Below are 21,981 nucleotides of genomic sequence, written 5' to 3' on the forward strand. Positions count from 1 at the left end.
CCCGCGCCCCAGCCGGTCCCGGAGCCCCCCGTGATCTGTCAGCCTTCCGCCGCCCCTCCGGCGGTGTCTGAGCCGGCTCCCGTCTCCAAGGAACCGCCTGTCCCCTCCGAGGCTGTCCCCGGAAGTCTGGAGTGGATCCTGACTTTGTGGCGGCGGGTGCTGAACTGCCGGGACGTGGACCCCGACCGTTCCTTCTTCGAGCAGGGCGGCACCTCTCTGGCCGCTCTGAGCGTACTGAGCTACTACAACAACAGCCGGCTCACCCTGTCCCTGGCCCAGTTCTATGAACAGCCTACCGCCAGGGGGCAGGCCAACCTGCTCTGCCCCCAGAGCGCCGACCTTCAGAACCACCCCGCTCCCTCCGCCTCCTCCGCCCGCACCCTGGTGGTCTCCTCCCCCCGGCAGGCATATCCCCGCCAGGTCCCCGACCTGTCCCCCTCGGGCGGCAAGCGGGTCATGCGGACGGTGCTGCTCACCGGGGCCACGGGCTTTCTGGGAGCCCACATTCTCCGCGCCCTGCTGGAAAACGGCGTCTCCAAGGTGCTGTGCACCATGCGGGACGGGGACCCCGCCCGGCTCCAGGCCACCCTGGCCTGGTACTTCGGCAGCGGCTGGGCCGATGGTCTGGGGAACCAGGTGGAGGTCATCCGGGCCGACATCAGCGCCGCCGGTCTGGGGCTGTCCCCCAGGGACTACCAGTCCCTGTCCGGCCGGGTGGACGCGGTATGGAACTGCGCCGCCGACGTGCGCCACTACGCCGCCGACAGCGACGCGCTGCTGGCTGTCAATCTGGGCGGTACCCGGGAGCTGATCAAGCTGGCCCGGGCCGCCAACGCGCCCCTCTACCACATGTCCACCACCAGCGTGGCCGGTGACCGGCTGGCCGGCCGTGACGAGGCCGCCGTCTTTACCGAGCGTGACTTTGACATCGGCCAGAACTGGCGGCGGAACCTGTATGTCCGCAGCAAGTTCCTGGCGGAGGACGCCGTTTTTGAGGCGGTCCGCTCCGGCCTCACCGCCCGGGTATTCCGCCTGGGCCGGCTGGTGGGCCGGGCGCAGGACGGCACCTTCCAGAAAAATCCCGGCAGCAACGCCTTCTGGCTCACCCTGCGGGGCATCCACGCCATGGGCGCCATTCCCGCCTCCATGGCCGCTGCGCCTATGGAGCTGACTCCCATCGACTGGTGCGCCCAGGCGGCGGTAGCTCTGCGCCACGCCCCCCAGACGGTTTTCCACCTCCAGGGCCCCAATCCGCCCACGGTGGAGGAGGCCGCCCGGGCGGTGGTCCCCGATCTGCGTGTTCTGCCCGACGGCGAGTTTGACCGGCTGCTTGCGGACGCCCCGGTGGATGTCCGCGGCGATCTGCTGGCCCCCCTGCTGAATCTTTGGAACCAGCTGAAGGAGGGCGGCGCCGCTATCAAGGTGGATAGTACTCTGACCATGCAGCAGCTGGAAAAGGCCGGCTTCCGGGACGCGGTGCCCGGTCCAGGCCGTCTGCTGCGCGCCTTCCGCTTCGACCCAGCGGAACGTCTGTAAGAAGGGATGAGATCTTGTGGTATCTGATTTCTCGGCCACCGTATTTCTTCTGACCCTGGCTGGAATCGCCCTGTTTATCTTCTGGCTGTTTCACAGCCCCAAGCAGCGCTCCCTGCTCAGCAAGCTGTATCTGTGGCTGGTGCTGGTCTACTCCTACTGGGCCGTTTTGATGCTCATCATGTGGCGCACACCGCCGGATCACATCGAATTTCTGGCATTTTTGGACAGTCTGACCTATCTGGGCATCTCTATCCCCGCTATTTACCTCATGATCTCGCTAGTCTTTGTGCAGGGGCGGGACCGACTCCCCAAGTGGACGCTGTCTTGTCTGGTGGTCCCCGTTCTGGCGGTCATCGTCTGTCTGACCAATGACGCTCACCACCTGCAGTACCGGGTCTTTTCCATCATCCGCAGCGAGATCCAGTTCGGTCCCTTCGTGCTGGTCACCGGCCTGCACAGCTACCTGTGCTTTCTGATCAGCTTCGGACTGATCTTCAGCTTCGTCCGCAGAAATCCCGGCAAGCTCTACTCTCAGCAGAGCCTCATGCTTTTCCTGGGCGGGCTCTGTCCCCTGCTGGTCAGCATCGTGGCCACTTTCTCAGGGCTGAACCTCCCCATTACCGCCACTCCCCTCAGCTTCTTGCCGCTGATTTTGTTCAACGGCATCGCCATCTACCGGCTCAATCTGCTGGACATCACTCCGGTAGCCACCCAGTACATGCTGGATTGGATCTCGGACTGCTATCTGATCCTCAGCGACCATGGACTGGTCCTCAACTACAACAAGCCCTTTGCCTCCGTCTTTGCCTCCCGGTACGGCATCACGGAAAACCGGTATCTGAAGGACTGCGTCAAGGAGGAGGACGTCTCCAAAAAGACCGCCATTTACAACATGATCACCGCCGTGGACGCCTGTCAGGAATCCCAGTCCACCATCTCCTATGAGCAGGCGGCCACGGTCAACCGGGGCGGTGTGCTCCAGAAGAACTTCTACGTCACTGACGTCTCCCAGCTGGTGCTGGATAACAAGACGGTGGGCTATGTCCTCATCTTCAAAGATATTACCCAGCTGAAAAAGAGTATGCGCCAACTGCAGGACAGTCAGAACCGCATGATGGAGCAGGAGCGCTTCGCCTTCCTGGGCCAGATGATGGGAGGGCTGGCCCACAATCTGAAAACCCCTATCATGAGCATCTCCGGCTGTATCTCGGCGGCGGACACTCTGATTGATGAATGCCTGTCCAGCCTCTCCGACCCCTGCGTAACCGCCGACGACTACCGAGAGATCTATGGCGAGATGCGGGCCTGGTTCCAGAAGATTCAGGAGTCCACCGCCTACATGTCGGATATTATTACCGCCATCAAGGGGCAGGCCACCAGTGTCAGCGCCTTTGACGAGTCCCTTTTCACCTTGGACGAGCTGCTGAAACGGACCACCATGCTGATGCGCCACGAACTCATCAGCGCGGGGTGTACTCTGGTGGCCGAGTACAAGAGCCCCCGGAACATCACCCTTCACGGCGACATCAACAATCTGGTCCAGGTCCTGGGCAATCTGGTGACCAACGCCATCTTCGCGCAAAAGCAGGTGGGCGGCGGCTGCATTACCCTGGGGCTGGAGCCGGAGGGCGGCCAGGTGAAGATCTACGTCAAGGACACCGGCCCCGGAATCTCCCCCACCATTCGCAACCGGCTGTTCAAGGAGATGGTCACCAGCAAGGGAGCCCAGGGCAGCGGTCTGGGGCTGTACATCTCCAACGCCGTGATCCACGGCAAGTTCAACGGCACCATGTGGTGCGAGGACAACCCCGGAGGCGGCGCCATCTTCGGCATGACCATCCCGCTGGACCCCGCTGACTCAATAGACACCGAATCCCCTGACACCGCCGACTCCCCCACGCTCCCCCCCATCCCGAATGTGAATCGAGGTAGCCGCTTATGAGACAGTACAGACAAAACACCAAGGAAAGTGCTTTCTCCATCCTGACTCTGGATGACGACCCCATCATGACCTCAACCATCCAGGCATACTTTCAGCGTTCCGGTTACCAGGTCGATGTGGAAAACGACCCCTACCAGGCCATCGAGCGTATCCGTCAGGGACGCTACGACATCCTGCTGCTGGACTTTCTGATGACTCCCATCTGCGGCGACCAGGTGGTGGAGCAGGTCCGCCAGTTCAACCACGATATCTTTATCATCCTGCTCACCGGCCACAAGAGCATGGCGCCCCCCATCAAGACCATCCGGGCGCTGGACATCCAGGGGTACTATGAAAAGAGCGACCGGTTCGATCAGCTGGAACTGCTGGTGGAATCCTGCGTGAAGTCCATCCGGCAGCTGCGGACCATCCGCAGCTATAAGGACGGCCTGTCCTCTATCATGGACTCCCTGCCCGCCATCCACGACCTGCGCTCCATGGAGCACATCACCGACAGCATCCTACACACCGCCTCCTCCCTGCTGCCCTGTGCCCACGCGGTCCTTACCCTGGATGACTCCTACTGCCAGCCCGCCCTATCCCCCGGTGCGGAGCGGCGTTTTACCTCTCGGGCGGTGGGGGACGGCTTCTCTCCCCTGACGCAAGGCGAGGTGGAGGACCTGCTCTCCCAGCTGGAGGGCAAAAGCTCCCTGACGTTGGGAAAGCAGCTGATTCTCCCCCTGGTGGACAGCGAGCAGGCCTGCTTCGGTCTGCTGTCCGTCCTCATGAAGGAAGCCCCCAAGTATGACCAGATCCAGCTGATGGAGGTCTTCTCCCGCCAGGCCTCCTCCGCCATCTGCAACGCCCGCCTCCACGCGCTGGTCCAGGAGAAAAACCACAAGCTGGACCAGGCATACAGTCAGCTGAAGAGTGGCTATCTGGAGATGGTCAGCACCATGCGCCTGGTGGTGGATGCCAAGGACGCCTACACCCGCGGCCACTCTGACCGGGTCTCCTTCTATGCCTACCACATCGCCCTCCGGCTGGGCCGGGACCCGGAGTACTGCGAGCGGGTCCGGGTGGCCGGTCTGTTCCACGACGTGGGCAAGCTGTCCATCCCCGACGACATCCTGCTGAAAAACGGAACGCTCACCGACCAGGAGTACGAGATCATCAAGACCCATCCCCGCAACGGGGCGGATCTGCTCTCCGTCATCAGCCAGTTCCGGCCCATTCTCCCCGCCATTCTCAGCCACCACGAGCGGATCGACGGCTCCGGTTACCCGGATGGACTCCGGGGGGAGGACATTCCCGAACAGGCCAGGATCATCGCCGTGGCCGATACCTTTGACGCCATGACCTCTGACCGTCAGTACCGCAAGGGCCTGGGGTTCCGAAAGGCCATGGACGAGCTGTCCCGGTGCAAGGGCTCCCAGCTGGACGCCCATATCACGGAAGTCTTTCAATCAATGGTGCAGGAACCCGATTTTCGGGACAAGATGCGGGAGGAAATTCAGGACCGCGCGCTCTGTCAGCTTGTTTCAGATTGATCATCAACTACCAACAGGAGGTCCGGCATGAAAACACGCCCTTACAACAAAGCGGATTACACCGTTCCTTTTTACGATACCTTCCCCGAATTTCTGGCGGGCATCGCCAAGACCTACGGCCCCCGTCCCGCCCTGTCCTGGTTCACCCGCCGTCAGGAGGAAAAGACCCTCACCTATCTGGAGTTGACCCAGAAGGTGGCCCATCTGCGCCGGGGACTGCTACACCAGGGATTGGAGGCCGGCTCCCATGTGGCCATCGTCAGCGAGAACAGCGCCGACTGGATCATCTCCTTTCTGGCGGTGGTATCCTGCGGCTGCGTGGCTGTGTGCGTGGATACGGAGCAGGCCGACAGCATCATTCGGGAGATGGTCTGCCGGTCGGACGCCCATCTGCTTTTCCTGTCCCCCACCTTCCTGCCCATCTGCCTTCCCCTGCTGGACAGCGGCAGCGTGGAGCGCGTCATCCTGATGGGCGGGCAGTCCGGCGACGAGCGGGCAGACGCCATCGACTCTCTCTACAAGCTGGGGCGGTCCCTGGAGGCCGACGATCCCCAGCCCCCCTGTCCCGTGGCTCTGGACCAGACCGCCGAGATCGTCTTTACCTCCGGCACCACCAGCCAGTCCAAGATGGTCATGCTCAGCCAGAAGGCGGTGATGCAGAACCTGTGCGACTCCAGCCTCTATGTGTATTTCTATGACCGGGTCTTCTGCTCCCTGCCCTTCTACCATGCTTACGGCCTGAACTGCGCGGTGCTCAACACCTTCCTCCGGGGCGCCCATCTGTACATCAACGGCGATCTCAAGACCGCCATGCGGGACCTGCACCTGGCCAAGCCCGACACCATGCTCACCGTCCCCCTGATGGTGGAGGCCATCAACAACCAGATGTGGCTGAATGTGGAGAAGGCGGGAAAGGCCGACTCTCTCCGCACCCTGATGAAGGTGGCCGCACTGTGCCGCAAGCTCCACCTCCCGGTCAAGTTCAAGACCCTGGAACAGCTGCGGGAGAAGGCGTTGGGCACCCTGCATCTCATTATCTGCGGCGGTGCCCATCTGAGCCGGGAGCTGTCTGAGGAGTTCGACCTTCTGGGGGTCCAGATGCTCCAAGGCTACGGAATTACCGAGTGCGCCCCCCTCATCTCCGTCAACTGCAACTATGCCAATAAGATGGGTTCTGTGGGCCTGCCGCTGAAGACGCTGGAGGTCCAGCTGGACGACGGCGAGGTCTGCGTCCGCGGCCCCTCTGTGATGCAGGGCTACTATAAGGACCCGCTCCAGACCGCCCAGGCGCTGGAGGACGGCTGGTTCCGGACCGGCGATCTGGGTTACACCGACAAGGACGGCTTTCTCTACCTCACCGGGCGGAAGAAGAATCTGATCGTCTTTAAAAACGGCAAGAAGGTCTCTCCGGAAAAGCTGGAAGAGCTGCTCTCCGCCATCCCCATGGTGAAGGAAGTCATGGTCAGCGGCACCGCCAACGGGGCCTTTGCCGACGACGTGAAGCTCACTGCCAGCATCTATCCCGATCCCCAGCGCTGCGAGGGGCTCAGCTCCTACGAGATCCTGGAGCACCTCCAGCAGGAGGTGGACAAGATCAACCGGGACCTGCCCACCTATCAGCAGATCCAGCTGGTCAACATCCGGGAGAAGGAGTTCAACAAGACCGGCACCAAGAAAATCAAGCGGCACGCCAACTGACAAGGAGAGAAAACTGTCATGCTTCAACTGATCCAGGACATCGTATACAACGTGACCGGCAAACAGGGGATCACCTATGAGACCGACTTCGTTCAGGACCTGGCCCTGAACTCCTTTGACGTGATGAACATCATCAGCGCCTTTGAGGACCACTTCGACACCACCATCCCCACCCGGGAGGTGTGGCACCTGCACCAGGTCAAGGACGTCATCGACTACCTGGCCCATAAGGGCTTCACCCAGCCCTGACCATGGAGGCAGACTGCACCCCGGTCACGATCTTTCGCCATCCCTTCCAGGAGGGAGGAGACGGCTCCCATACGCTGTTGGTTCAAGCCGCCCAGCGATACAGCGGTCTTGATCCCGGCGCTTTTGGAGAACTCCGGACCGGTCCCTGGGGGAAGCCCTTTTTCCCCCAGGTCCCCGGGCTCCACTTCTCCCTCACCCACAGCGGCGAGTGGTGGCTGTGCGCCTTCGCCGACCGCCCCCTGGGACTGGACCTTCAGATCCACCGTTCCCACGCCGACCCGGCCCGGCTGTCCCGGCGCTTTTTCCATCCTCTGGAGGACGCCTGGCTGGCCCGGGGGCAGTACCGGGACTTTTTCGATCTGTGGTGCGCCAAGGAGAGCTGGGTCAAGTTCACCGGCCGGGGTTTCTTCGACGACCCCGCCGATTTCTCCGTGGTGGACTGCCAGGGGCGTTTTCCTGTTCAGGCGGGTCTCCAGCTGCGTCTGCTCCCCTTCGCTCCCGGATACAGTCTGTGTCTGTGTGCCCGGCAGATCGGAGCGGTGGCGTGGCAGGAGTTCTGAGTTCCCCCGTTAAAAATCTCTGTTTCCCGTAAAGAAACCGTCAAGGGCTTCCGCCCTTTGCGCCCCTCACCGGGGCGCTTTTTTATGCGGTTTTTTCCCTTTTTGGCCACGCCCGGAGAGATTTCTCTCCGGGCGTCATGTTTGGAAGGGGCTTTTGCGTATGCTGATACTGTCCCTTTTCTTCCCGTCCGCCCCTCCGCCCTCCGCCGTTTTCTTAACATCCGTCCTTTCCGCCGTTTGACACCCCCTGTTTTCCTCCCTTATAATCCAATCAACGATCCCATCTCCGGAGAAAGGAGTATGCTTCCTTGCATTTCAACAAACAGCTGGCCGAAAAGAACCGGGAATCCATGGCCTCCGTCCTTCCCATCACCGCCATCGTCTTTGTTCTGTCCATCACCATTGCGCCGCTGGAACCAGGCACGCTGGTCCTGTTCCTCTTCGGCGCTGTGCTGCTCGTTCTGGGGATGGGCTTTTTTACGCTGGGCGTAGACATGTCCATGATCCCCATGGGAGACGGGATGGGCGTGGCGCTGAGCCGGACCCGCCGCCTGCTCCTTCCCGTGCTGATCTACTTCCTCTTGGGTGTGCTGAGCACCATGGCGGAGCCCGATCTCCAGGTTCTGGCCAAGCAGGTCCCCGCCATCGACACCCAGGTTTTGGTGGTCACTGTGGCCGTAGGTGTGGGCATCTTCCTGGCCGTGGCCGCTCTGCGTATCCGCCGGAGCGTGCCCCTGCGCCGCCTGCTGCTGGTTTTTTACGCCCTGGTCTTTTGCATAGTTCCTGGCAGCTGCTGGGATCTGTTCCTTCATCTGCTTCTTCGTGTTGGCGTTGGCCTTGATGTGAGTACCGTCAATGAAGACGGCCTTGGGAGACAGATAGCCTGCCTTGGCTACCTCATCCAAAATCCACGCAAATACCCGATCCACGGTCTCTTCGGTGAACCGATGCCGGAAGTTATAGCTCATCGTGGAAAAATGCGGCGTTTCCTCCTGCAAGGGATAACCGAGAAACCAGCGATAGCAATTGTTTGCGCTGACTTCTTCCGCTGTCCGCCGCAGCGAGGGAAGGCCGTACAGATGCTGGATCAGCACCATCTTGAACAACACCACCGGGTCAATGCTGGGGCGCCCATTATCCTCACAATAGAGCGGCTCCACCATTTCATACAGCTGTGTGAAGTCCACCGCTGCATCTATCTTTCGCAGCAAATGCTCCTTCGGCACCAGTTGGTCTATGACTACGAACTCTACCAGATCTCGATCCATTTTTCCGCGTTCCAGCATCTTTCATCACCCTTGCCCATTCTACCATATCTATCAGAAAAAGCCCCGCTCCAGCCGCTCTTTTTCGACAGACTGAGCGGCCGGAGCCAGAGCTCCGACCGCTGATTTTCTCTATATCCCTCACCGGCCCCTCTGTTTTTCTCTCCGGGCTTGCTGTTTTCTCCTTCGGGCGGTATAATGATTATAATGCGCCGGCCGCTCCGCGGTCCCTCCATGCCGCCGGCTGACTCTCTCTGTGGCGGCGCAATCCAGATCAAGGTCGAGGAATTGCCTATGTTGTCTTCTCTCTTCAACGCCAACAACCCCTTCTGGCGCACCTTCGCCCGGGTCATGGACCTGTTCGGCCTGTCCCTGTGCTGGCTGTTCTGCTCCATTCCCCTGGTCACCCTGGGTGCCTCCACCACCGCGCTCTATGACGCGGTCTATCACGGTGTCCGCCTTGGGGAGTCCGGGGACTACGTCCGCTTTTGGAATACCTTCCGCGCCGAACTGAAGACCTCCCTGCTGGTGACTCTGCCTTTTCTGGTCCTGGTCGTGGTCTACCTGCTGGTCTTCCGGGTCACCTACGCCATGGCGGCGGCCGGCAATCAGGCCGCCGGGGTGCTGGTCTATGCCTACCAGCTTCTGTCCTGCGTTCCCCTGGCGGTCTGGCTCTTCGCCTGCGCCATCCTCTCCCGCTTTACCTTTACCCCCATGGCTCTGGTCCGGACCGCCTGCCGTTTGGTCTTTGCCCATCTGCCATCGGCCATCGTGGTCACCGCGGTGGTGCTGCTTGTACGGAGCGTGATCCTCTGGTGGCCGATCTCTGTCATCCTTCTGCCCGCCTTGGCCGCCTACACCGTCTCCTTTTTCCTGGAGCGGATTTTTGCCCCTTTCCTGAAGCAGAACGGCGAAGAATAAACCGTTCTTAAAATGAAAAGAGCCTTCCGGTCTATGACCGGAAGGCTCTTTTTCAATTTTTGAACCGTTACAGCAAAGTGGGAATCAGCTCTGCCAGAGCGGCGGCCAAGGCGGCGTGCCCTTCCCGGGTCAGGTGCATGAAATCCACCTGATTGAACGCGCAGCCCACCTGGTTTGCGTCCAGGAAGTGGACCCCGGTCTCGGCGGCCACACGTTCGTACTCTGCGGGCACCTGACGGGACTTTTCCACCGCGCCCACACCCATCTCGTCGGCCACGGCAGAGGTCTTGACCCCCTCTCCGATGGCGGGCGGGGCAATGACCAGAACATTGGGCGTCCCGTTGGGGCCCCAGCAGTCCACCGTCTGCGCCTTTTGGACCAGCCGGCGCATTCCCAGACCGATGGCGTAGGCGTTGGCGCCGATACGTTCCTTGGTGTCGTTGGTCCCCAGCATAATGACCAGCAGACTCACCGGCTCGTGGCTTTTCAGGCAGGGGTAGAGGTAGGTCAGAGCGCTCAGCCCTTCGTACAGGGGATCGTCAAAGACCGTGGTACGGCCGGACAGGCCCTCCTCCACCACCAGGTATTCCTCGCCCAAGGCCTTCTGGAGCAGGCGGGTCCACCGCTCCTCCTCATTGAACCGCGCCAGAGCCCCATCGGCACAATCGGCTGGGTCAGCACAGTAGCCGTGGGTATTGGAATCGCCCAGGCAGAGAATATGCTTTTTCATCCCTTACTTCTTCAGCTCGGGCAGGCTGGCCGCGGCGGCGGACTGGCCCACGCGGCGGAACTTCTCGTCGGGCAGGCTGGGCAGGATGGCCTTGTTGACCTCAGGATACTCGTCGGCCAGAACCTCCTTGCAGCGGCTCAGGATCAGGTCACCGCCCTTGCCGGACATGACCCGGCCCAGGAGCAGAACATGCTTGAAGTGATACAGATCAAAGTACAGGGCCAGGGCGTGGGCCAGATAGACGCCGATGGAGTCGTAGATCTTGGCGGCCCGGGGGTCATCGGCCTCCATCAGCTTCTGGACCACCTTCAGCTTCTCGGCGGGGGACAGGCTCTCGTCCAGCTCGATGCCGGCCCGGGGAGCCAGCTTGATGACGGAGTCCTGGGAGAAGTACTTCACGCCGCAGCCGATGTCGCCGGACCACTCGTCCCGCATGGCGTCGGGAGCCGCGTCTACAGGAACGAAAGCCAGCTCGTTCAGCCAGCCGGTGATGCAGCCGTTCTCGTCCACATAGCCCACGGCCTCGCTGGTGCCCATGGCGATGCCCAGCACGTTATTGTCATTCAGGCTCATGGTGCCGGCCAGGGCGGACACGTCGCCGTCGTTGATGACGGCGTAGGGCACGTCGCCGAAGGTATCGGTGATGGCCCGGATATAGATGTCCTTCACCTTGGCGTCAAACTGGTCCTTGGGCACCTTCAGGAACAGGGAGGCGTTCATGGTCCGGTTATTGATGTACACGCCGGCGGAGGAGACGCCCACCGCGTCCACCCGGGGCATATGCTCGGCGGCGGACTTCAGCGCGGCCACGATGCCCTCATAGTGGTAGTCGGGGTCGGAATTGGTTTTGGGGAACCAGACCACTTCCTCGCTGTACACGCTCTCGCCGTCGATGACGGCGGACACCTTCCGGTCAGAGCCGCCGGCGTCAAAGCCGATGCGGCAGCCGTCCAGATGGCCGCCGATGCGCTTGGGCTCGTCCTTGGCCTCGGGGACCTTGTCCACCCGGACCACCTGGAAGGGCTGCTCAAACACACTCGCCATATAATCCCAATCGAACTCCTGCTGGCCGCCGGCGGCATACATCTTGGCGATGGCGTCGCACACCGCCTCGCTGCCGGACAGGTAGACCTTAAAGCCGCCCTTCATCCACAGCAGGGTCTTGACCAGCCGCTCCACATAGTACACATCGGCGTCAAAGAACTCCGGCGTGCCGTGGATAGCGGTCTTGAACACGGCCATCTGGCCGGAGGCCCGCTCCACCGCAATGTCGAAGGGCTCCTTCGCGTCCTTGCGGAAGCTCTCATAATAACGATTCAGGGGAAGGAATCCAGGGTCCAGAGACGGGACATTTTTGATTGTGACCTCAATGCCAAGGTGTTTCACATCAATTCCTCCTTCAATGTAGTTGCACATATCTTCTTATTAAAAGCTCCACTTACCGTTACTGATAGGCTAACAGTTTTTTTCATTTTGTCAAGGGTCTGCAAAAAATTTTCTTTTTATCTTGACGTATCCTACAAAACAGGCTAGGATTATTTTATCCCAACATGTGGAGAAAGGATGAATCCTATGGACAAAAATCGTTTGCAGTCCTACCGCGATTGGATTGAGCAGGAGCTGGACGCCAGCGTGCGTTTCTGGCTTGCTCACGGCATGGACAAGGAGCACGGCGGTGTGTACACCTGTCTGGACCGCAAGGGGGAGATCTACTCCACCGACAAGAGCGTCTGGATGCAGGGCCGCTGCGGCTGGATGTTCGCCCACCTGTGCCGTGTGTACGGTGTGAAGGATGAGTGGCTGGCCGCCAGCAAGAGTTGTCTGGACTTCATGGAGCAGTACTGCATCAACCGCGCCGCCGGCGACCGGATGTACTTCACCGTCACCGAGGACGGCAAGCCCCTGCGCCAGCGCCGCTACTACTTCTCTGAGGCCTTCTACGCCCTGGCCAATGCCGAATACTACGGCGTCACCGGCGAGAAGGAGCACCTGGAGCGCGCCCGCCGGGCCTACAACCTGTACTGGAATCTGGCCCACGGCATGGCCGACCCCGTGGGCATGGGCCCCAAGACCATCCCCGAGACCCGCACCGGCCGCGCCTTCGGCATCCCCATGATCATCCTCAACGTCATCGGCACCCTGCTTCAGGTGGACCCCGAGCACAAGGCTGAGTATGAGGAACGGGCCCAGGCCTGCGTGGACGAGATCTTCCGGTACCATGTCCACCCCGAGCTGAAGTGCGTGCTGGAGAACGTGGCAGAGGACGGCACCCCCCGGCTGTACTACACCGAGGGCCGCATCGTCAACCCCGGCCACGACATCGAGGGCGTCTGGTTCCTGCTGGAGCACGCCAAGCGCACCGGCGACCAGGAGCTGGTGAAAAAAGCCGCCCAGATCTTTGATTGGGCCATCGAGGCCGGCTGGGACAAGGAGTACGGCGGTCTGCTCTACTTCACCGACTGCCTGGGCAAGCCCCCGGAAGCCTATGAGCACGACATGAAGCTGTGGTGGCCCCACAACGAGATCCTCATCGCCTCCCTGATGCTCTATCGGGATACCAACGAGGAAAAGTATCTGGACTGGTTCGACAAGACCCTGACCTACTGCAAGGAGCACTTTGCCGACCCCGAAAACGGCGAGTGGTACGGCTACCTGCGCCGGGACGGTCTGCCCACCATGCCGTCTACCAAGGGTTCCACCTTCAAGGGGCCCTTCCATCTTCCCCGCTGCCTGATCCAGTGCGACACCATGCTGGGCGAGCTTCTGGCCCGCTGAGTCCGGGGCAAGGTCATAACGAAAGGACGGTGACCTCCCATGGGCGAAAACGACATTTTTCAGCTGCTCTCCCACGAATACTACCAGTTTACTTCCGCCGAGAAACGGGTAGCTGATTTTATTATCTCAAACGGCGCCAAGGCCCAGGCCATGTCTATTTCCGAGCTTGCCGAGGCGACGGGCGTGGCGGAGGCCACCATCTCCCGCTTCTGCCGCCGGCTGAACTACAACGGCTTTGCCGCCTTTAAGCTGGCCATCGCCGCTTCGGCGGCATCCCGCACCGGCCTCTCCAATCCCCTGACCGGAGAGGTCACACACGAGGACACCATCCCCAGTCTGGCTCACAAGCTGGCTGTCTCCAGCATGGACGCCATTCGGGAGACGGAAACACTGATCCGGCCCAGCGCCATCCAGTCGGCGGCCGATGCCTTGCTCCGCGCGGATAAGGTTCTGTGTATGGGTCAGGGCGGCTCCATGCTTATGGCCCAGGAGGCGGCCCACCTGTTTTCCACCTCCTTTACCGGTTATTTCCCCGTTACTGACTCCCACATGCAGGTGATCTACGCCTCCCAGCTGTGCCAGCGGGACGCCATCCTTTACTTCTCTTACTCCGGCACCACGACCGACCTGATGGATGTGCTCCGCACCGCCAAGACACAGAAGGCCACCATCATTTTGGTAACCCGGTACCTCAATTCCCCCGGAGCCGCCCAGGCCGACATTGTACTGGAGTGCGGCTCCCGGGAATCCCCCCTCCAGCTTGGGTCCATCCCGGCACGGGTGGCCCAGCTCTATCTCATCGACATCCTCTTTTCCGAGGTATGCCGCCGGGATCTGGAGGGCTGCAAGAAGCGGCGCGCCCAGGTGGCCGACGCTCTGTCGGAAAAGCATGTATAAGAGCTGGTTTTGAAAAAAAATTTCAAAAAAAATTTCTATGAAATTTTTTTGAAATTTATATTGACAAACCCTCTATACTCTTATACAATTTGACTAGATAGAGCGCTCGGAAACCCGAAAATTTTATCAAAAACAAGGAGGACACAAAACCATGAAAAGAATTCTTGCTCTTGCTCTGGCCGCGGCCCTGACTCTGGGGCTGACCGCCTGCGGCGGCGGTAGCAAGCCCGCTGAGAGCAGCGGCTCCGCCAACGCTTCCACCAGCCAGCCTGCCCCCGCCGGGGAGGCCACCGAACTCTCCCTGTGGGTCTACCCCGTCGGCAACTGGGGTAAGGAAGACGTCGTCAATCCCCTGATGGAGGCCTTTGAGGCTGAGACCGGCATCAAGGTCAAGGTCGAGTACCTGGCCTACGCCGACGGCGACGACAAGGTCAACTCCGCCATCACCTCCAAGTCCACCCCCGACCTGATCATGGAAGGCCCCGAGCGCCTGGTCGCCAACTGGGGCGCCAAGGGCTATCTGGTGGACCTGTCCGACATGCTGGACGACACCGATAAGAGCGAGATCAACGCCTCCGCTCTGGCCGCCTGCACCGCTGCTGACGGCGCCGTCTATGAGTACCCCGTGGTCATGACCGCCCACTGCATGGGCGTCAACCTGGATGCCTTCAAGGCTGCCGGCGCCGACCAGTACCTGGATCTGGAGAACCACACCTGGACCACCGAGAACTTTATCAAGGCTGTTGAGGCTCTGTACAATCACTATGGCGACACCGTCGCTGCCGTGTTCTGCGGCGGCCAGGGCGGTGACCAGGGCACCCGCGCTCTGATCAACAACATGTACGGCGGCACCTTCACCAATGCCGAGCACAGCGCCTACACCTGGAACGATCCCGCCAACATCAAGGCTCTGGAGCAGCTGAAGGGCATGGACGGCGTGGCTTTTGACGCCTCCCTGCAGGGCGGCGACGAGATCGCCAAGTTCTATCAGGGCGTGCTGAAGATGGCTTTCTGCTGGAACATCGCGCAGCAGCTCAACCCCAACGGCGCTGATACCGGCGCTGGCAAGACCATCAGCGGCGACGAGATCGTTTGCATGAGCTTCCCCTCCGAGACCGGCGAGTCCAAGCTCTGCGGCGGCATCTGGGGCTTTGGCGTCTTTGATAACGGCGACGCCGCCAAGATCGAGGCTGCCAAGACCTTCATCAAGTACTTCGCTGACTCCGAGCACGTTGCCGACGCCGTTCAGGCCGCCAACTTCTTCGCTGTCCGTGACAGCGCCGAGGGCGCCGACCTGACCAACATCTGGAACGGCAACGACATCATGAGCGAGTACTCCAAGCTGATGCCTTACCTGGGTGACTACTATCAGGTTACCGCCGGTTGGGCCCAGGCCCGTACCTCCTGGTGGAACATGCTCCAGGATATCGGCGAGGGCGCCGACATCGCCTCCACTGTGGATACCTTCATGGCCGAGGCCAACACCGCTGCCGCGGGCTGATCCATCTACGAAACAGCGAGCTAGCACTCTTACTGAAAGAAGGGTAGCGCGCCCCTTCCCTGCGCACAGCAGGGAAGGGGCGCGTCCTTCTCCCGGATAAAAGGACATGTACGGCGCAGGCCGCTCCCGGCCAGTTCCGTGCCGAATGTTCTGATCCGCCATTTTCCGAGAGAGGAGCGATTTGTTTTGGCCAAACAAAATCAACCCGCCATGAGCCGCGCACTGCAGCGGCGGGAGAATATCTCAGGCTACTTATTTCTGCTGCCCAGTTTGATCTTCTTTGTTGGCTTCGTCATCATCCCCATGGTCATCTGTATCCTTACCAGCTTGACCGACGCTAATATGCATACGGCAGGTTTGGGCAACTTCGTCGGACTGAAGAACTTCGTGGACCTGTGGCAGGACAAGACCTTCCTCCAGGCTCTGTGGAATACCTTCCTCATTGTCATCGTCAGCGTCCCCACGGTGTGCGCCTTCTCCCTTTGGGTGTCCTCCGCCATCTATAAGCTCAACGGCAAGCTGCTGTCCGCCTTCCGCTGCATCTTCTATCTGCCCGTGGTTACCGGCTCTGTGGCCGTCACCGTGGTGTGGAAATGGATGTTCGACAACTATACCGGCATCTTCAACTACGTCCTTAAAAGCACCGGCGTGATCGAAAAGAACATCAACTGGCTGGGTGATTCCCGTTTCGCCATCTGGTGTATCATCCTGATCCTGTTCACCACCTCGGTAGGCCAGCCCATCGTGCTGTATGTCTCCGCTCTGGGCAACGTGGACCAGTCCCTGATCGAAGCCGCCAGTGTGGACGGCGCCACCAACCTCCAGGTCTTCTGGAAGATCAAGTGGCCCCAGATCATGCCCACTACTTTGTATATCCTGGTCATCACCACCATCAATTCCTTCCAGTGCTTCGCCCTCATTCAGTTGCTGACGCAGGGCGGCTCTAACACCAACACGGTGATGTACTACATCTACTACACCGCTTTCAAGCTGACTGAAAAGGCCGGCCACTTTGGCTATGCTAACGCGATGGGCGTGATTCTGGCCATCTTCATTGGTCTGTTGTCCGCCCTGCAGTTCAAGCTGGCCAAAGAGAAGTAAGGGGGGAATAAACGATGAAAATTGGTTCCAACCGCACCAAGGCCTACCGGGCCTTCAGCTTGATCGTGCTGATCATCCTGGCCATTCTCTTTATGTTCCCCCTGTACTGGATCGTCACCGGCGCGTTCAAGACCAGCCAGGACATCTATGCCACCACCCCGTCCCTGTGGCCCACTGAATGGACCACGGCCAACTTTGAAAAGCTCTTTGTCCGCCGTTCCGCCCCCCTGTGGGAGCTGGGCATCCCCTTCTCTGAGGTTCTTACCGGTAAAGCGGCCTATTTCTCGGTGGGTCCCACGGTCCCCGGCGCTATCCGCTGGCTGGTGAACACGGTATTCATGGCTGTCATGGCTATGATCCTCACCTGCATCACCGCCGCCATGGCCGGCTATGCTCTGGCTAAGAAGCGCTTTACCGGCCGGGCCATTCTGTTTTCTCTCATTGTGTGCGCCATGGCCCTGCCCAAGCAGGTCATCCTCATCCCTCTGCTGCGGGAAATGTCCTCCCTGCACTTGATCGACAAGCTCTGGGCCGTCATCTTCCCCACGGTTGGCTGGCCTTTCGGCGTGTTCTTGATGAAGCAGTTCTCCGAGGGCATCCCCGGTGAGATCCTGGAAGCCGCCCGTGTGGACGGTGCCGGCGAGATGCGCACCTTTGCCACCATCGTCCTGCCCATGATCAAGCCGGGCATCGGCGCTTTGGCCATCTTCACCTTCATCAACTCCTGGAATGACTACTTCATGCAGTTGGTCATGCTGACCAGCAACGCCAACTTCACCATCTCCCTGGGCATCGCCACCATGCAGGCCGAGACCTCCATCGACATGGGCCTGCTTATGTCCGGCGCGGCTCTGGCAGCTATCCCCATCATCATCGTGTTCCTCGTTTTCCAGAAGTACTTCACCCAGGGCATCGCCATGGGCGCTGTCAAGGGTTAAGACCCCAGTAGGAACGCAGAATCAAAATCATTCAAGTTAGGAGTTTGATTGTAATGGACATCAAAAAGTATCAGGGCGTCATTCCCGCTTTCTATGCCTGCTATGATGAGCAGGGCAACATTTCCCCCGAGGGCACCCGGGCTCTGGTCCGGCACCTGGCCGGCAAGGGTGTCCGCGGCCTGTATGTGGGCGGCTCCTCCGGCGAGTGCATCTACCAGAGCGTGGCCGAGCGCAAGCTGGTGCTGGAGAACGTGATGGCCGAGGCCAAGGGCCGCGATCTGACCATCATCGCCCATGTTGCCTGCAACAACACCAAGGACAGCCAGGAGCTGGCCGCCCACGCCGAGAGCCTGGGTGTGGACGCCATCGCCTCTATCCCCCCCATTTACTTCCATCTGCCCCCCTACGGCATTGCCCAGTACTGGAATGACATCTCCGCCGCCGCCCCCAACACCGACTTCATCATCTACAACATTCCCCAGCTGGCCGGCGTGGCTCTGTCCATCCCCCTGCTCCAAGAGATGCTGAAGAACCCCCGTGTGATCGGCGTGAAGAACTCCTCCATGCCCACCCAGGACATCCAGATGTGGAAGGACGAGGGCGGAGAGAACTTCGTGGTCATGAACGGTCCCGACGAGCAGTTCATCTCCGGCCTGGCCATGGGCGCTACTGGCGGCATCGGCGGCACCTACGCCGTGATGCCCGAGCTGTTCCTGAAGGTGTGGGACCTGTTCCACGCCGGCAAGATGGCTGAGGCCGCCAAGATCCAGAACGAGATCTGCCGCATCATCTACAAGCTGTGTTCCGCCCACGGCAACCTGTACGCCGTGATGAAGGAAGTCATCAAGCAGCAGTATGGTCTGGACATGGGCGGCGTCCGCGCTCCTCTGGCCAACCTGATCGACTCCGACAAGGCCGTGGTGGACGCCTGCTCCAAGCAGATCCAGGATGCCATCGCCAAATACTGCTGAGGAGGGATTTCCCATGAGAATTTATCTGACCGAAGATTATGACGCCATGAGCCGCCGTGCGGCCAACCTGATCTCCGCGGAAGTCATCCGCAATCCCAGCTGCGTGCTGGGTCTGGCCACCGGCTCCACCCCCGTCGGCACCTATAAGCAGCTGGCCGCCTGGAACCAGCGGGGCGACTTCAGCTTCAAGGAGGTCCGCTCTGTCAACCTGGACGAGTACAAGGGCCTGGCTCCCACCCATGACCAGAGCTACCGCTACTTCATGCAGACCAACCTCTTTGACCACATCGACATTGATGTGAACAACACCAATGTGCCCAACGGTCTGGCCGCCGACCCCGTCGCCGAGTGCGCCCGGTATGACGAGCTGGTCCGCTCCCTGGGCTACGCCGACCTTCAGCTGCTGGGTCTGGGCCGCAACGGCCACATCGGCTTTAACGAGCCCGCCGACATCTTCGTGAAGGAGACCCATGTGGTGGATCTGACCCAGAGCACCATCGACGCCAACGCCCGCTTCTTCGCCAGCGCCGACGATGTGCCCCGTCAGGCTCTGACCATGGGCATCGGCTGCATCATGGCCGCCCGCAGGGTGCTGCTGATCGCCAGCGGCGCCGACAAGGCCGACGCCGTGTACAACGCCTTCTGCGGCCCCATTGATCCCCACTGTCCCGCTTCCATCCTCCAGCTCCACAGCGACGTAGTCCTGGTGGGCGACAAGGCCGCTCTGAGCAAGCTGGTCGCCGCGGGGGTGCCCGTATGCGAGTAACAGGCGGCCAGGTATTTGATCTGGAACAGGGCTTTGTAACCCGCGACGTCTGCACCAACGGCGCTCTGCTCTCCGCCGCCAGCGGCGACAGCCAGACGCTGGACGCCGCCGGCTGCTATGTCATCCCCGGACTTGTGGACGTCCACTTCCACGGCTGCGTGGGCGAGGACTTCAGCGACGCTACGCCCGACGGCCTGCAGCGCATGGCCGACTATGAGCTGAGCCAGGGCGTCACCTATATCTGCCCCGCCGGCATGACCCTGCTGGAGCCTGAACTGACCGCCATCTGCAAAAACGCCGCCGCCCACCGGTCCAAAAACGCCGGCGGTGCCGAGCTGGTGGGGCTGCATCTGGAGGGTCCCTTCCTCTCCATGGCCAAAAAGGGCGCCCAGAACGGTGACTTCCTCCATGCCCCCGACGTAGCCATGCTCCGCCGCCTCCAGGAGGCCGCTGAGGGCTGCGTCAAGCTGGTCACGGTTGCTCCCGAGGAGCCGGGCGGTCTGGACTTCGTGAAGGCCGCCACGGCGGACGGCATCCATGTCTCCGTGGGACACACCACGGCAGACTATGACACGGCCAGCGCCGCCTTTGCCGCCGGCGCCGACCACGCCACCCACCTCTACAACGGCATGCCTCCCCTGCACCACCGCGATCCCGCTGTCATCGGAGCCGCTTCTGACGCCTCCCATGTAATGCCCGAGCTGATTTGTGACGGCGTCCACATCCACGGCAGCGTGGTCCGCCTTACGTTCCAGCTCTTCGGCAAGGAGCGCGTTATCCTGATCTCCGACTCTCTGCGGGCCACCGGTATGCCTGACGGCCAGTATCCCTTCGGCGGCCAGGAGATCGAGGTCCACGGCAACCGCGCCACCATCGTGGGTCATCCCGAGACGCTGGCCGGGTCGGTCACCAGCCTGATGGGCTGTCTGCGCCAGGCTGTGGCTTTCGGCATCCCCCTGGAGGACGCGGTGCGGGCCTGCTCCTATAACCCTGCCCGGTCCATCGGCATTGAGGGCCGGACCGGCAGCCTGGAGGAGGGCAAGGAGGCCAGCTTCGTCCTGTTGGACCAGGACACGCTGGCCATCCGGGCCATCGTATTCAAGGGCGCGCTGGTACAGCAGTGATCCCGGCCGGTACAACGGACAAAAGTCTGTCAAATATCTCCACATTTGATGGAGATACCACCTTGAAAATCAGCATTTTTCATGGTACAATAGAGCTTGGCAACCTGTCCTAATCTGAAATAGGCGCCGGTGCGCTACTCCTACCTTATAGCGCGCCCGGAGCCATAAAAAAGGAGGAGACCAATCCCGCCGGGCCGGCGGTACGGCAGTGTGGAGACCTGTCGCAACGTCCACGGAGTTTCGCTCTTCGTGGGCAAGGGAGTTTTGCGGATGCGGAACTCTTACGGCCCTGTAAACATGGCAACTGTATCCCTGAAGAACGTAAAGAAGATCTATGACAACAAGGTAACCGCCGTCCACGACTTCAACCTGGAGATCGCCGACAAGGAATTTATCGTTCTGGTCGGTCCTTCCGGCTGCGGCAAGTCCACCACCCTGCGCATGATCGCCGGCCTGGAGGAGATCTCCGACGGCGACCTGATCATCGGCGACAAGCGGATGAACGACGTGGAACCCAAGGACCGTGATATCGCCATGGTCTTCCAGTCCTACGCTCTTTACCCCCACATGACCGTGTACGAAAACATGGCCTTCGCCCTGAAGCTGCGCAAGTTCCCCAAGGACGAGATCGACCGCCGCGTCCGTGAGGCCGCTGAGATTCTGGACATCACCCAGTATCTGGACCGCAAGCCTAAGGCGCTGTCCGGCGGCCAGCGTCAGCGTGTGGCCATCGGCCGCGCCATCGTCCGTGAGCCCAAGGTGTTCCTGATGGACGAGCCTCTGTCCAACCTGGACGCCAAGCTGCGTAACCAGATGCGCGCCGAGATCATCAAGCTGCGTCAGCGCATCGACACCACCTTCGTCTACGTTACCCACGACCAGACCGAGGCTATGACTCTGGGTGACCGTATCGTCATCATGAAGGACGGCTTCATCCAGCAGATCGGCACACCTCAGGAGGTCTTCAACTCCCCCGCCAACCTGTTCGTCGCCGGCTTTATCGGCTCCCCCCAGATGAACTTCTTCGACGGCAAGCTGGTGAAGGAAGGCAGCGGCTACTCCATCTCCGTCCACGGCGCCAAGATGCAGCTGGACGCCGACGTCCAGAAAAAGCTGGCCGACAAGGGCCTGGACAGCATGGATGTGACCATCGGCATCCGTCCCGAGCACGTCCACTTCGCCCCCGAGGGCGGCGAGCACACCATCTCCGCTCAGGTCGATGTGTCTGAGATGATGGGCAGCGAGATCTATCTCCACGTCAGCAGCAACGGCAAGGACATCGTCCTGCGGGTGCCCACCACCGAGCTGCCCGCCGAGCACCGCGGCGGCATCCCCTATGGTACTCAGATCCGCTTTACCTTCCCCTCCGAGCTCATCCATCTCTTCGATCCCAGCACCGAGAGGAACCTGCTGGTGTAATCCAACTCAGAAAAACGGGAACTGCCTATGGCAGTTCCCGTTTTTTCAGTTTCAGACTG

General features: G+C 60.8%; 18 protein-coding genes and 2 pseudogenes. 17 read left to right on the top strand and 3 right to left on the bottom strand.

Annotated features, from left to right (window positions below):
• From I6E39_RS02710 to I6E39_RS11175, 7 genes and pseudogenes are all read left to right on the top strand, one after another.
• On the top strand, positions 1-1,536 hold a 1,536-nt coding region (locus I6E39_RS02710; protein WP_235379826.1), incomplete at its 5' end, for an SDR family oxidoreductase.
• Between the two features lie 16 nt (positions 1,537-1,552).
• Positions 1,553-3,478, top strand: a complete 1,926-nt coding sequence (locus tag I6E39_RS02715) for a histidine kinase N-terminal 7TM domain-containing protein (RefSeq protein WP_235379828.1) — start codon at positions 1,553-1,555, stop codon at positions 3,476-3,478.
• A complete protein-coding gene (locus I6E39_RS02720) occupies positions 3,475-5,007 on the top strand; it encodes an HD domain-containing response regulator (protein WP_235379829.1) in 1,533 nt (510 codons plus the stop codon). Before I6E39_RS02715 ends, I6E39_RS02720 begins: the two co-directional genes overlap by 4 nt.
• A gap of 27 nt (positions 5,008-5,034) precedes the next feature.
• Complete coding sequence (locus I6E39_RS02725; RefSeq protein WP_235379831.1) at positions 5,035-6,705, top strand: AMP-binding protein; 1,671 nt, start codon at positions 5,035-5,037, stop codon at positions 6,703-6,705.
• 18 nt (positions 6,706-6,723) lie between these two features.
• A complete protein-coding gene (locus tag I6E39_RS02730; RefSeq protein WP_235379832.1) occupies positions 6,724-6,954 on the top strand; it encodes an acyl carrier protein in 231 nt (76 codons plus the stop codon).
• Positions 6,955-6,956: 2 nt separating this feature from the next.
• A complete protein-coding gene (locus tag I6E39_RS02735) occupies positions 6,957-7,514 on the top strand; it encodes a 4'-phosphopantetheinyl transferase family protein (RefSeq protein WP_235379834.1) in 558 nt (185 codons plus the stop codon).
• Between the two features lie 350 nt (positions 7,515-7,864).
• A pseudogene (locus I6E39_RS11175) lies at positions 7,865-8,233 on the top strand (DUF1538 family protein); the annotation flags it as partial.
• 246 nt (positions 8,234-8,479) lie between these two features.
• Here I6E39_RS11175 and I6E39_RS11180 read toward each other — a convergent pair.
• Positions 8,480-8,800 (bottom strand): annotated as a pseudogene (locus tag I6E39_RS11180) (transposase); the annotation flags it as partial.
• Positions 8,801-9,073: 273 nt separating this feature from the next.
• On the opposite strand from I6E39_RS11180, the gene I6E39_RS02745 reads away from it, so the two are divergent.
• Entirely contained in the window at positions 9,074-9,700 is a 627-nt protein-coding gene (locus tag I6E39_RS02745; RefSeq protein WP_235379838.1) for a DUF624 domain-containing protein, read from the top strand.
• 67 nt (positions 9,701-9,767) lie between these two features.
• On the opposite strand, the gene I6E39_RS02750 is transcribed toward I6E39_RS02745, so the two are convergent.
• Both I6E39_RS02750 and I6E39_RS02755 read right to left on the bottom strand, forming a co-directional pair.
• Positions 9,768-10,430 (bottom strand): GDSL-type esterase/lipase family protein, encoded by a 663-nt coding sequence (locus I6E39_RS02750; RefSeq protein ID WP_235379840.1) that lies wholly within the window; start codon positions 10,428-10,430, stop codon positions 9,768-9,770.
• Between the two features lie 3 nt (positions 10,431-10,433).
• The gene (locus I6E39_RS02755) at positions 10,434-11,816 is read right to left on the bottom strand and encodes an ROK family protein (protein WP_235379842.1); all 1,383 of its coding nucleotides are present in this window, start codon (positions 11,814-11,816) and stop codon (positions 10,434-10,436) included.
• Positions 11,817-12,002: 186 nt separating this feature from the next.
• On the opposite strand from I6E39_RS02755, the gene I6E39_RS02760 reads away from it, so the two are divergent.
• The 9 genes from I6E39_RS02760 to I6E39_RS02800 all read left to right on the top strand — a co-directional run bounded on the left by I6E39_RS02760 (position 12,003) and on the right by I6E39_RS02800 (position 21,922).
• The gene (locus tag I6E39_RS02760; protein WP_235379843.1) at positions 12,003-13,205 is read left to right on the top strand and encodes an AGE family epimerase/isomerase; all 1,203 of its coding nucleotides are present in this window, start codon (positions 12,003-12,005) and stop codon (positions 13,203-13,205) included.
• Positions 13,206-13,244: 39 nt separating this feature from the next.
• Complete coding sequence (locus I6E39_RS02765; protein WP_235379845.1) at positions 13,245-14,102, top strand: MurR/RpiR family transcriptional regulator; 858 nt, start codon at positions 13,245-13,247, stop codon at positions 14,100-14,102.
• 151 nt (positions 14,103-14,253) lie between these two features.
• The gene (locus I6E39_RS02770; RefSeq protein WP_235379846.1) at positions 14,254-15,603 is read left to right on the top strand and encodes an extracellular solute-binding protein; all 1,350 of its coding nucleotides are present in this window, start codon (positions 14,254-14,256) and stop codon (positions 15,601-15,603) included.
• A 210-nt stretch (positions 15,604-15,813) separates the two neighbouring features.
• Entirely contained in the window at positions 15,814-16,704 is an 891-nt protein-coding gene (locus tag I6E39_RS02775; RefSeq protein WP_235379975.1) for a carbohydrate ABC transporter permease, read from the top strand.
• A 14-nt stretch (positions 16,705-16,718) separates the two neighbouring features.
• Positions 16,719-17,642: a carbohydrate ABC transporter permease gene (locus I6E39_RS02780; protein WP_235379848.1), complete on the top strand. Its 924-nt coding sequence runs from the start codon at positions 16,719-16,721 to the stop codon at positions 17,640-17,642.
• Between the two features lie 53 nt (positions 17,643-17,695).
• On the top strand, positions 17,696-18,613 hold the full coding sequence (locus I6E39_RS02785; RefSeq protein ID WP_235379849.1) for a dihydrodipicolinate synthase family protein: 918 nt from the start codon (positions 17,696-17,698) through the stop codon (positions 18,611-18,613).
• 13 nt (positions 18,614-18,626) lie between these two features.
• Positions 18,627-19,379, top strand: coding sequence for a glucosamine-6-phosphate deaminase (gene nagB, locus I6E39_RS02790; RefSeq protein ID WP_235379851.1), 753 nt, complete (start codon positions 18,627-18,629; stop codon positions 19,377-19,379).
• Positions 19,370-20,503 (top strand): N-acetylglucosamine-6-phosphate deacetylase, encoded by a 1,134-nt coding sequence (nagA, locus tag I6E39_RS02795; RefSeq protein ID WP_235379853.1) that lies wholly within the window; start codon positions 19,370-19,372, stop codon positions 20,501-20,503. Before nagB ends, nagA begins: the two co-directional genes overlap by 10 nt.
• Before the next feature lie 297 nt (positions 20,504-20,800).
• The gene (locus I6E39_RS02800; RefSeq protein WP_235379855.1) at positions 20,801-21,922 is read left to right on the top strand and encodes an ABC transporter ATP-binding protein; all 1,122 of its coding nucleotides are present in this window, start codon (positions 20,801-20,803) and stop codon (positions 21,920-21,922) included.
• Positions 21,923-21,981: the final 59 nt, after the last annotated feature.

Source organism: Pseudoflavonifractor phocaeensis (genome assembly GCF_021531375.1).
Lineage (GTDB): Bacteria > Bacillota > Clostridia > Oscillospirales > Oscillospiraceae > Lawsonibacter > Lawsonibacter phocaeensis_B.